Source organism: Aureimonas sp. AU40 (assembly GCF_001463785.1).
GTDB lineage: Bacteria > Pseudomonadota > Alphaproteobacteria > Rhizobiales > Rhizobiaceae > Aureimonas.
On sequence record NZ_BBWL01000028.1, the window covers coordinates 58669 to 69571 of the forward strand.

General features: G+C 67.3%; 9 protein-coding genes and 1 pseudogene. 5 read left to right on the forward strand and 5 right to left on the reverse strand.

Going from position 1 to position 10903, the window contains the following annotated elements; genetic code table 11:
- Nucleotides 1–38 precede the first annotated feature (38 nt).
- Nucleotides 39–827, forward strand: coding sequence for an EAL domain-containing protein (locus AUL32_RS09045; RefSeq protein WP_062113900.1), 789 nt, complete (start codon nt 39–41; stop codon nt 825–827).
- Between the two features lie 57 nt (nt 828–884).
- Here the strand turns inward: AUL32_RS09045 and AUL32_RS09050 are convergent, their stop codons facing one another.
- Both AUL32_RS09050 and AUL32_RS09055 read right to left on the reverse strand, forming a co-directional pair.
- A complete protein-coding gene (locus AUL32_RS09050) occupies nt 885–2093 on the reverse strand; it encodes an acetyl-CoA C-acetyltransferase (protein WP_062113903.1) in 1209 nt (402 codons plus the stop codon).
- Nucleotides 2094–2156: 63 nt separating this feature from the next.
- A complete protein-coding gene (locus tag AUL32_RS09055; RefSeq protein ID WP_062113905.1) occupies nt 2157–3953 on the reverse strand; it encodes an acyl-CoA dehydrogenase C-terminal domain-containing protein in 1797 nt (598 codons plus the stop codon).
- A 186-nt stretch (nt 3954–4139) separates the two neighbouring features.
- Between AUL32_RS09055 and AUL32_RS09060 the strand changes: the two genes are divergently transcribed.
- On the forward strand, nt 4140–5972 hold the full coding sequence (locus AUL32_RS09060) for an aminopeptidase P family protein (RefSeq protein ID WP_062113908.1): 1833 nt from the start codon (nt 4140–4142) through the stop codon (nt 5970–5972).
- Here the strand turns inward: AUL32_RS09060 and AUL32_RS09065 are convergent.
- Complete coding sequence (locus tag AUL32_RS09065) at nt 5969–6448, reverse strand: BA14K family protein (RefSeq protein ID WP_192847444.1); 480 nt, start codon at nt 6446–6448, stop codon at nt 5969–5971. The genes AUL32_RS09060 and AUL32_RS09065 overlap by 4 nt on opposite strands.
- A gap of 129 nt (nt 6449–6577) precedes the next feature.
- Nucleotides 6578–7084: a BA14K family protein gene (locus tag AUL32_RS09070; protein ID WP_082659439.1), complete on the reverse strand. Its 507-nt coding sequence runs from the start codon at nt 7082–7084 to the stop codon at nt 6578–6580.
- A 403-nt stretch (nt 7085–7487) separates the two neighbouring features.
- Between AUL32_RS09070 and AUL32_RS09075 the strand changes: the two genes are divergently transcribed.
- Genes AUL32_RS09075 through AUL32_RS09085 form a run of 3 tightly spaced genes read left to right on the forward strand, consistent with a single transcriptional unit; the run spans nt 7488 to nt 9999 of the window.
- Nucleotides 7488–8885 (forward strand): hypothetical protein, encoded by a 1398-nt coding sequence (locus AUL32_RS09075; protein ID WP_062113918.1) that lies wholly within the window; start codon nt 7488–7490, stop codon nt 8883–8885.
- Nucleotides 8886–8935: 50 nt separating this feature from the next.
- The gene (locus AUL32_RS09080) at nt 8936–9409 is read left to right on the forward strand and encodes a hypothetical protein (protein WP_061976611.1); all 474 of its coding nucleotides are present in this window, start codon (nt 8936–8938) and stop codon (nt 9407–9409) included.
- A complete protein-coding gene (locus tag AUL32_RS09085) occupies nt 9406–9999 on the forward strand; it encodes a hypothetical protein (RefSeq protein ID WP_061976610.1) in 594 nt (197 codons plus the stop codon). Before AUL32_RS09080 ends, AUL32_RS09085 begins: the two co-directional genes overlap by 4 nt.
- Nucleotides 10000–10221: 222 nt before the next feature.
- Here the strand turns inward: AUL32_RS09085 and AUL32_RS25585 are convergent.
- Nucleotides 10222–10903, reverse strand: a pseudogene (locus AUL32_RS25585) (ATP-dependent DNA helicase); the annotation flags it as partial.

Here is a 10903-nt window from a genome sequence, read left to right on the forward strand (position 1 = left end):
AGATTGCCGAGGTCGGAGGGGCTGCGGAAGGAAGCGGAATGAGCTCGGGTTGTGACGGATGCCGGTCGGGCGAGCCGCTGGATTTCGACTTCTCGATGGCGTTCCAGCCGATCTACGACATCAAAGAGAGCCGCGTCTGGGGCTACGAAGCCTTGATCCGAGGTCTTCAGGGGGAGGGCGCCTACAGCATCCTGTCCCAGGTCGGGCCGGACCAGAAATACCGGTTCGACCAGCGCTGCCGCGTCAAGGCCATCGAGCTGGCCTCTCGGCTCTTCCCGCGCGAGCAGAGCTTGCGCCTGTCCATCAACTTCCTGCCCAATGCCGTCTACGAGCCGGCAGCCTGCCTGCGTGCGACGCTTCTCGCCGCCCGCAAGCACGACTTTCCGCTCGGCGCGCTGATGTTCGAGTTCACCGAGAACGAGGAGATCCTCGACACCGGCCATCTCCAGCGCATCCTCTCGGAATATCGCCGTCAGGGCTTCGTCACCGCGCTGGACGATTTCGGCGCCGGCTTTGCCGGGCTGGGTCTCCTGGTGGACTTCCAGCCCGACCTCATCAAGCTCGACATGAAGCTCGTGCGCGGCATCGACACGAGCTATCCCAGGCAGGTGGTCGTGGCCTCGATCACCTCGGCCGCGCGGGCGCTGGGGATCGAGGTCCTGGCCGAGGGCGTCGAGACGGAAGCCGAGTTCACGATCCTGCAGGTCGCCGGCATTCGCCTGTTCCAGGGCTACTACTTCGCCCGCCCCGCCTTCGAGGCGCTGCCTCAGCTGAACCTGCGCGGCGCGCGCGACATGGCCGCCGAGCTCGGCGTCCAGGTCTGCTGACCGCGCGAGCCGGCCGGCGGAAGGGGACAGGCGAGGGGCAGCCATGGCGGGCGCGGCTCAGACGCGCTCGATGATGGTCGCCGTGCCCATGCCGGCGCCGATGCAGAGCGTGACCAGCGCGGTCTGCTTGTTCTGCCGCTCCAACTCGTCCAGCACCGTGCCGAGGATCATCGCGCCGGTCGCGCCGAGCGGATGGCCCATGGCGATGGCGCCGCCGTTGACGTTCATCCGGGCCGGGTCGATCTCGAAGGCCTGGAGATAGCGCAGCACCACGGCCGCGAAGGCCTCGTTCAGCTCGAACAGATCGATGTCCGAGAGCGCCATGCCGGAGCGCTCCAGAAGCTTCTTGGTCACGTCCACCGGGCCGGTCAGCATGAGCGCGGGGTCGGAGCCGATATTGCTGAAGGCGCGGATGCGCGCGCGGGGCTTCAGCCCCAGCGTGTCGCCGGCGCGCTTGGAGCCGAGCAGCACGGCGCCGGCGCCATCCACGATGCCCGACGAATTGCCGGCATGGTGGACATGCTCGACGCTTTCGAGCTCGGGATGAGCCTGGATCGCCACCGCGTCGTAGCCGCCCATCTCGCCATGCGCGGCGAAGGAGGCGTTGAGGCTCCCGAGCGACTGCATGTCCGTTGTGGGGCGCATGTGCTCGTCGCGGTCGAGGATCACCAGCCCGTTCTGATCGCGCACCGGCACGACCGATTTGGCGAAGCGCCCGTCGGCCCAGGCTTCCGCCGCGCGGCGCTGCGATTCCACGGCATAGGCGTCGACGTCGTCGCGGCTGAAGCCGTATTTGGTGGCGATCAGATCGGCCGAGATGCCCTGCGGCATGAAATAGGCGGGGATGCCGACGGAGGGGTCCATGATCCAGGCGCCGCCCGACATGCCCATGCCGACGCGCGACATGGATTCCACGCCGCCCGCAATCACGATGTCGTCGGAGCCGAAGCCGATCTTGGCGGCGCCGAGATTCACCGCATCCAGCCCGGACGCGCAGAAGCGCGAGATCTGAATGCCGGGCGCCGCGAAGTCGTATCCCGCCTCGAAGGCGGCCGCCTTGGGGATCACCGAGCCGGCTTCGCCCACGGGGTCGACGCAGCCGAAGATGATGTCGTCGACCTTGGCGGTGTCCAGCCCGTTGCGCTCGCGCAGCGATTCCAGGACCCGGGCGGCGAGGCGAACGGCCGGCACCTCGTGAAGGGCGCCATCCTTCTTGCCCCGGCCGCGCGGGGTGCGAACATGATCGTAGATGAAGGCGTCAAGCATCGCTGTCTCTTTTCGGATCGCGGCCGGTGTCGGACGGTGAGGACTGTCGGAAGGCAATGTTGATCAGAAGACGGCGGCGTCCAGCGCCATCATCGAGGTGGAGCCCGAGGAGATGCGGGCAAGGTGGGCGGCCGTTTCCGGCATCAGGCGGTCCATGAAGAAACGGGCCGTCACGAGCTTGGCCTCCAGGAAGGCGGGATCGGTCGCACTGCCGTCGCCGAGTTTCTCAGCCGCCACCTTGGCCATCCGCGCCCACATGTAGCCGAGCGCCACGAGGCCGAAGAGATGCATGTAGTCGGTCGAGGCCGCGCCAGCGTTGTCGGGCTTGCCCATGGCGTTGCCCATCAGCCAGAGCGTCGCCGCCTGCAGGTCGTTCAGCCCCTTCTTCAGCCCCTTGGTGAAGGGCGAAAGACGCTCGTCGGCGCGATGGGCCTCGCAGAAGGCGCCGACCTCGGCGAAGAAGCTCTGCACGGCGCGGCCGTTGTTCAGCGCCAGCTTGCGGCCGACGAGGTCGAGCGCCTGGATGCCGTTGGCGCCCTCGTAGATCTGGGCGATGCGCGCGTCGCGCACATACTGCTCCATGCCCCATTCCGCGATGTAGCCGTGGCCGCCATAGACCTGCTGCGCCATCACGGCGTTGTCGAAGCCCTTGTCGGTCAACACGCCCTTGATGACGGGGGTCATCAGGCCCAGCCAATCGTCCGCCGCCTCGCGCTCCTTGGCGTCCTGCGACAGGTGGAACAGGTCGCCCTTCAGCGCGGTCCAGAGAATCAGTGCCCGGCCGCCCTCGTTCACCGCGCGGATGGTCATCAGCATGCGGCGGATGTCGGGATGAACGATGATCGGGTCGGCGCGCTTCTCCGGCGCCTTGGCGCCGGAGAGCGAGCGGCCCTGGATGCGCTCGCGGGCATAGGCGACGGCGTTCTGATAGGCGATCTCAGAAACGGCGAGCCCCTGCACGCCGACGCCGAGCCGCGCCTCGTTCATCATCGTGAACATGGCGCGCAGGCCCTTGTCGGCCTCGCCCACCAGCCAGCCCGTCGCGCCGTCATAGTTCATGACGCAGGTGGCGTTGCCATGGATGCCCATCTTCTCCTCGATCGAACCGCAGGAGACGGCATTGCGCGCGCCGACGGCCCCGGCCTCGTCGGGGAGGAACTTCGGCACCACGAAAAGCGAGATGCCCTTCACGCCTTCCGGCGCGCCATCGATGCGGGCGAGAACGAGATGGATGATGTTGTCGGAGAGATCATGCTCACCGGCCGAGATGAAGATCTTCTGGCCGGTGATGCGATAGGACCCGTCGCCCGCCGGTGCGGCCTTGGTGCGCAGCAGCCCCAGATCGGTGCCGCAATGGGGCTCCGTCAGGTTCATCGTGCCGGTCCAGATGCCCTCGATCATCTTGGGCAGGTAGAGCTGCTTCTGCTCCTGCGTCCCGTGCTGCTCCAGCGCCGCGATCGCGCCGCGCGTCAGGCCGGGATACATGGCGAAGGCCATGTTGGCGGAGGAGAGATATTCGTTGACGGCGGCCGCCACCGTGTGCGGCAGGCCCTGGCCGCCATAGGCCGGGTCGGCCGAGAGCCCGCCCCAGCCGGCCTCGCGGAACTGATTGTAGGCCTGCTTGAAACCCGTCGGCGTCGTGACCGAGCCGTCCTCGTGACGATGGCAACCCTCGCGATCGCCCGTCTGGTTCAGCGGGAAGAACACATCCTCAGCAAACCGTCCGGCTTCGCCCAGCACGGCTTCCACGATATCGGGCGAGGTTTCCGCGAAGGCTGCAAGGTTGCTGTGGCGCTCGATACCCAACAGATCGTTGAGCACGAACAGCGTATCGGCCACGGGCGCCTGATAGACCGGCATCGCGATCCCTCCTCGGATGAAGCGATTTTGACGTTTGCGTAAACGTAAGATCGAACATAGCGAGCCTGATGGCGACGTGCAAGCACCCCCGTGATGAACCTTTTCGCTTGAGCCGGGCGTGCGGATTTGGAACAGACGAGGGCAGACTCCGCCTCCTCAATCTGCCGCGACAAAGGGAAGCCGCCCATGTTCCAGGATTTCGACGAGATGTCCGACTCCTCGCAATCGGCTTCGCGCGTCGAGCGCCTGCGCGCCGCGCTGGCGGAGGCGGGCGTCGACGGGTTCGTGGTGCCGCGCGCCGACGAGCACCAGGGCGAATACATCCCGCCCTCCGCCGCGCGCCTTGGCTGGCTGACGGGCTTCACCGGCTCGGCCGGCACGGCCCTGGTTCTGCCCCAGAGCGCCGTGCTCTTCACCGACGGGCGCTACACCGTGCAGGTGCGCGCGCAGATCGACGGCACGGTTTTCACGCCGGAGAATTTGGTCGAGACGCCGCTCGCCAGCTATCTCGGCGACAAGGCCAAGGGGCTTCGCATCGGCTTCGACCCCTGGCTTCACACGCTGGCCGAAGTGAAGGCGCTGACCAAGACCATGGAGGAGGCGGGCGGCGCGCTGGTGCCGCTCCAGCACAATCCGGTTGACCGCATCTGGCAGGATCGCCCGGTTGCCCCCAAAGGCCGGGTGGCGCTGCAGCCCGTCGCCTATGCCGGCGTGGAGGCCGGCGAGAAGCTGGAAATGATCCGCGAAGGCCTGCGCAAGGCCAAGGCTGACGGTGTCGTTCTGACCGACCCGAGTTCGGTCGCCTGGGTCTTCAACATTCGAGGCAGCGACGTTCCCCACACGCCCCTGCCGCTGTCCTTCGCGCTGATTCCGGCTGCGGGGCAAGCTGTGCTCTTCATCGACGGGGACAAGTTGGACCGGGAGGCGAGGGCGGCGCTTTCCGCCCTCGCCGCGATCGAGGCGCCCGAGCGCCTGGAGCCAGCGCTCGCGGCCTTCGCGGAAGGCAAGACGGTGATGCTGGACCCCGCGCTCACCGCCGACCGGCTGGGTCGCATCGTAGCGGGCGCGGGCGGGCGCATCGTCGAGAAGGAAGACCCCGCCCGATTGCCCCGCGCGCGCAAGAACGCGGTTGAGATCGAGGGGTCGCGACGCGCCCATCTGCGCGACGGCGCGGCTATCACCTCGTTCCTGGCCTGGCTGGACCGGCAGCCGGCCGGCAGCGTCACCGAAATCGACGCCGCCGAGAGGCTGGAAGCCATCCGCGGCCGGTTCGGCGAAGCGGACGGAATGCCGCTCCGCGACCTGTCCTTCGACACGATCTCCGCCGCCGGCCCCAATGCGGCGCTGCCGCACTACCGGGTCAATCGCGCGTCCAACCGCACGCTGGGGGAAGGAGAGATTTTTCTCGTCGATTCCGGCGCGCAGTATCAGGACGGTACGACCGACATCACGCGGACCGTGGCGCTGGGCGTCGTGCCGGACGAGGTGCGGCAGAAGTTCACGCTGGTGCTGAAGGGCATGATCGCCATTTCCACGGCACGCTTTCCCAAGGGCACGCGGGGGATGGACCTCGACCCGCTCGCCCGCATTGCGCTCTGGCGCGTCGGCTGCGACTTCGCCCACGGCACGGGGCATGGGGTCGGCGCGTTTCTGGCCGTCCACGAAGGGCCGCAATCCATCTCGCGCCGGGGCGTGGCGGTGCTGGAACCCGGCATGATCGTCTCAAACGAGCCGGGCTATTACCGCGAGGGGGCCTTCGGCATTCGCATCGAGAACCTCTTGTTGACGCAGGATGCCGCACCCATCGAGGGCGGCGATCTGCCCATGCACGGGTTCGAGACGCTGACCTTCGCGCCGATCGACCGCCGGCTCGTCGTGCGCTCACTCATGACTGCGGACGAGATCGACTGGCTGAACGCCTACCATGCCGAGGTGGCTAAGCAGATCGGCCCTCGGCTGGACGCCGAAGACCGTCACTGGCTGGAACTGGCGACCCGGCCCTTGGCCGACCCAGCCTAGCGGCAGAGGCGGCGAGGGCCGTTGTTCGGCTGGAAGGTGCCCGAATCGTGGTCGAAGGAGCGGTAGCGCGCCTCGCACCAGCGATACCATTCGGCACTGAACGGCGCGGGGCGACCAATGCCTCGCTCCGCGCGTGCATTGCGCTCGGCCTGTCCGATGGCGGCATTCTGGTCGAAAGCGAGAACGGCGCCGGCCTGAACGAGCGGATCGGGCCTGTAGTAGCCGGGAACGGGAGGCGCCGGTTCGGCATAATAGAGCGGGCCAGCCACCGCAGGTCCGCCGAACTGGCCGACCGTCTTGCGATAATAGGGGCCGGTGACCCGGCTCGGAACGATGGGAAACTGAGCCTCGCGCGCATAGACCGGCCGGTTGTAAGGATCGATGCCGACGAACTCGCCGGCCGATGCCCAAGTCGGGAGCGCCATCAAGCTGGCGAGCACCAGAAGGCCCGCCTTCAATCCCGTTCGCCCCGCCATATCAACCTCTCCCCAACCTTGCGTCAAACTGGTCTGTAGGGAATGCGGCATGGGGGTTCGAGTTCCCCGGACAGCACAACGGCCGGGCCCCCAAGGGACGCGGCCGTCTTGCAGGTCAGGCCAATGCCTTCAGCGGCAAAGCTGGCGCGGGCCGTTATAGGGCTGGAATGTGCCCGAGCCGGGGTCGAAGGACCGGTAGCGAGACGCGCAGTAACGATACCAGTCGCGTGTCCACGGGCGGAGTCCGTAGGCCGGTGCCGCATAGCGCGGGGCGACGTAGCGGGGCTGGTTGGCGCTGGCGATCGCCGCGCCGACACCCAAGCCCAGGATCGCGCCCGCGATGGCCGCGCCGCCATTGTTGTGGCGATGGCGATAATAGCGGGGACCACCGCCATAATAGCGCGGGCCCCCGTAGTAGCCGGGGCCGCCGCCGTAATAGCCCGGGCCCGGGCCGCCACGATAATAGCCGGGGCCGCCCCGGTACGGGCGGTAGCCATAACCGCCGCCCCAATAAGGATCGGCCTTGGCCGCGGTGGCGCCGACGATGGGAACATTGGCCGGGATGGCAGCAGGCAACATGGTCAGCGCAATCGCGACGGCCAAGACCTTACCCCCGAGCATTCTTGCGATACGCATGGATCACTCCGGCAAAGCTATAAGTCTGCCTAAGGAACAACGCGGCGCCTGAACGGTTCCTGAACGTAAGCCGCCTGAAGGCTTGGCCGATCATATCCTCGTGATCTCGACGCTTCTATCTGCCACCTAACCCGGAGAAGGGGCTTGGGTGCGACGAGTGACGTTCAAAAACGACAATTTGCGGAAAACTTCGGTTACCAATTCTTAAGGCAATTGCTTCGGCACGCGCGAGGCGGCAAGACAGGCGATGAAGCCTTAGCCTTCGGGGTCCCGTTCCATGACGTCACCTTTGTCCTTCTTCCTCCGGCTCGGCTCGCCGCGGCCTGAAGCCGCCGGGAATGGCGAAGGCCAGGCGCAGGCGCCGATCACGCCGCAGGCGCAGACGGTCAGGAGACCCCCTCCGATGGAGACGACGTCCGTGCCCGCCTCGCTTCCTCCCCTGGACGGGATCGGACAGCGCAACGAGGTGCTGCGGGTGCGGATCGGCGAAATGTCGGAACGGCTCGGAGAGTTGCGCACGCTGACGGACGACTTCTCGCTCTTGATCGCGCCGATCGAGACGATCGCCGGTGAACTCTCGCAGACCAAGGCGCGCGTTCTCGAGCTCGAAGCGCTCCATTCGCAGGAGGTCGACGGCAACCAGTCGCTCCGCCGCGAGGTGGACGATCTGCTCAGCCGCAACTCGCAGGCGATGGCCGATCTCACGGCCATGACCGGCCGGGTCGGGCGGCTGGAAACCACGCTGCGCGAGAACGAGACGATCCTGGACGAGCAGCGCCTGACGCTGCGCGAGCGCACCTCCCATGCCAACGCGCTGGAGCGCCAACTCCTGGCCGAGGTCGAGCAGAACCAATCGCTCTCGCTCGAGGTGAAGACGCTGCGCGCCGAGGCGCAGATTTCCGAGCAGGCCCTCAACGAGGCCGAGCGGCTGCTGTCGGAAACCGAGGAGAAGCGGCAGATTCTGGACGGCGAGAACCGCCGGTTGCAGCTTCTGGCCGAAGAGCAGTCGGCCGAACTCGTGGCGCTCTACGGTCGCCTCAACGAGATCGAGCAGCAGGTCGACCAGAACCTCCAGACCATTTCGACGCTGGAAACCCAGCTCGCCTCCGAGCAGGCGGCGCGCCAGCGCAGCGTCGCCCAGCACGAGACCGATCTCGGCGCCTTGAAGACCGAGCGCGCCAACTCGGCCATGAAGATCGAGACCTTGAGCGCGCGTCTCGCCGCCACGGACCAGATCCTGGTGCAGGTTCGCAACCAGCTGCGCGAGCGCGAGGAAACGGTGCGCTCTGCCGACCGGGCGGTGAAGGAGGCCTCGGCCGACCGAACCACGCTGGAGCGGCGCGTCGAAAGCCTGCGCGCCGACAACGGCCGCCTTTCCACCATGCTCCAGGAGGCCGACAAGGGCCGCAACGAGATGGAAGCGCGCTGCGACATGCTGGTGAAGGCGCTGGCGGCCAAGGACGCCTCGCTCGAAAGCGTCAATTCGCGCGCCGCGAACCTCACCGACCGGGTGGAAGCGCTGACCCTGCGTTTCGAGCAGGAGCGCATGGCGCTCGAGGTCGCTAACCGTCGATTGATCGAGGAGTTGCAGAACGAGCGCGCCGAACGCACACTCGCGCAAGGGGCGCTCGACATCGCGCGCGAAAGCCGCTCGGCGCTCCAGCGGCAGAACGAAAGCCTCAAGCGCGCCACGCGCGGTCGCCATGGCGAAGGGGCGATCGAACTGCCGCCGGAAACCGCCGCGCGCGAGGACAGGCCATCCAACGTGCGCCCCTTCACGGCGCCCGACAAGAACGATTGAGCGCCTTCGGGCGTTGAGGAATGCGGCAAGGGACGAGGGGAAACCTAGGCATGACGATCAGAGGGAACGAAGAGATCGGGTTGAGCCTGCGTCAGAGCCTGTCCGACATGGCCGACGAGCGCGGTGACGCCGGCTACTCGCTGGTCACGACGGGGAGCGAGCCGAAGCGGGACTGGTCGGCGGCGCTCGATCTCGTGCGCGAAGCGAGCGAAGCCATCCGCATCCGCGACGAGCGCACGACCGAGATGGAGATCGAGCACCGGCTCGACGCCGAGCGGGCGGCCGAAGAGATCCGCTCGCTACAGGAGCAGCTCGACGAGACCGAGGTGCGTCTGGCCGAGTCCGAGGCGCGCGCGCGTCGGGCCGAGGCCCGCGCCAGCGAGGCGGAAGCCTGGCTCGCCAAGATGCACGACGCCATAATCGGCAGTTTCAGCAAGGTGGTCGGGACGGAAAGCGACGACGCGCAGGTCGAGGCCGATCTGCGCGCCGCCTTCTTGAACAATCCGCAGGGAGATGAGCAATGAGCGCGATCCGCACCGAGATTGCCGACGATCTGGATCTCGATCCCGGCCAGCCGGACCGCCCCTCGGCGCTGTTCGACATGGCGGCCGAGGAGCTTGGGAGCCTGTTTCGCGGCGGCGAACCGCTGCCGCTGCGCGAGGGCGACATTCCGCCCCCCGCCAACGAGGGCAGCGCGATCCTCGTCGCCCCGTCGACGGACCTGATCGAGCCCGCCGCAAATCTGCCGGTCGACGCGCCGGGAGGCGACTGGACGCAGACGCTCACCATGGTGGAGCAGGCGGCCGGCACGATCCGCAGCTACGAGAAGCGCTTCGCCCAGCTGGAGAAGCAGAACCGCTCGCTGGCCGATCGCTCGGCCGAAGAGCACCAGCGCGCCCAGGCCCAGATCCTGTCGCTGGAAGAGCGGCTGAAGCAGGCGGACGAGAAAATCGCCGGCGCCGAAGTCGCCCTGCGCAACGCCGAATACAACGAGTGGGAAACGACCGTTCGTGCCAAGCGCGCCGAGCAGCGCGCCGAAGAGGCCGAAGCGCGGGCGCGGCAGGCGGAAGCCTATTTGCGCCGAGTCCACGAGCTTCTGGCCGGCCTGTCCTGAAATCGGGTCTCGACCCGAAACCCTGAATAGCATAACGCCCGGATTGCCTTGAAGCGATCCGGGCGTTTCGCGTTTTGGTCTTCCAGAGCATTCTCGGTGATCTCGATCCGCCGGGAATGCTCAAACCTATGGGTCTTTGCCCCTTATCTCAGACAAAGCCTGGCCGCTTTGCCTGGAAGCGCTCCAAGCCGGCTTCGCTATCGCGAGAGCTACCGAGCGCGCTCAGATCGGGGAAACGAACCCGTCCAGAACGCGCTTCTGCCCGGCTCGGTCGAAATCCACCGTCAGCTTGTTACCTTCCACCACGGCCACCGTGCCGTTGCCGAACTTCATGTGGAACACGCGGTCTCCGACGGAAAAAGGGCTTGCCTCTTCCGACACGGACTTGGCGACGAGCGTGCCCTCGATCTCGCGCGGGCCGCCGCTCTTGGCCGACGAGTAGAGGCCGCCGCCCTTGCGCGGTGGCTGGTTGGAACCGCGCGAGCGTTGGGCGGAATGGGCATCTTCCATCCGCCCGGCAAAGCCGCTGCCACCGCCGGAGGCCGTGCCGCCGTCGCGCGCGATATATTTGTCGGCCGTGGCGGATGCTCTGGCGCCCGAGCCGGAAACGCCGCCCTCGCCATATTCGATGCGTCGGCCGCGCCCGCCCTCGTAGGTGCTGCCCGAGCCGTTCGCAGCTTGCGCCCGGCGCCAGCCCGGCGTGCCGTAGGACGAGGCGCTGAAGGCGTTGGCGTCCCAGCGCGAGGCGCCGTAGCCGCCCATGCCCCCGGCGCCGTAGCCGCCATAGGAGGCGGAGGCCTCGACCACCTCGACATGGTCCTCCGGCAGTTCATCGAGAAAGCGCGATGGGATCGTGGTCTGCCACATGCCATGGATGCGGCGGTTGGAGACGAAGGAAATCTTC

Bases quoted from the DNA above. Each gene is read 5' to 3' on its own strand.
- AUL32_RS09045 (WP_062113900.1), top strand. From the start codon at position 39: ATGAGCTCGGGTTGTGACGGATGCCGGTCGGGCGAGCCGCTGGATTTC.
- AUL32_RS09050 (WP_062113903.1), bottom strand. From the start codon at position 2,093: ATGCTTGACGCCTTCATCTACGATCATGTTCGCACCCCGCGCGGCCGG.
- AUL32_RS09055 (WP_062113905.1), bottom strand. From the start codon at position 3,953: ATGCCGGTCTATCAGGCGCCCGTGGCCGATACGCTGTTCGTGCTCAAC.
- AUL32_RS09060 (WP_062113908.1), top strand. From the start codon at position 4,140: ATGTTCCAGGATTTCGACGAGATGTCCGACTCCTCGCAATCGGCTTCG.
- AUL32_RS09065 (WP_192847444.1), bottom strand. From the start codon at position 6,448: ATGGCGGGGCGAACGGGATTGAAGGCGGGCCTTCTGGTGCTCGCCAGC.
- AUL32_RS09070 (WP_082659439.1), bottom strand. From the start codon at position 7,084: ATGCGTATCGCAAGAATGCTCGGGGGTAAGGTCTTGGCCGTCGCGATT.
- AUL32_RS09075 (WP_062113918.1), top strand. From the start codon at position 7,488: ATGGAGACGACGTCCGTGCCCGCCTCGCTTCCTCCCCTGGACGGGATC.
- AUL32_RS09080 (WP_061976611.1), top strand. From the start codon at position 8,936: ATGACGATCAGAGGGAACGAAGAGATCGGGTTGAGCCTGCGTCAGAGC.
- AUL32_RS09085 (WP_061976610.1), top strand. From the start codon at position 9,406: ATGAGCGCGATCCGCACCGAGATTGCCGACGATCTGGATCTCGATCCC.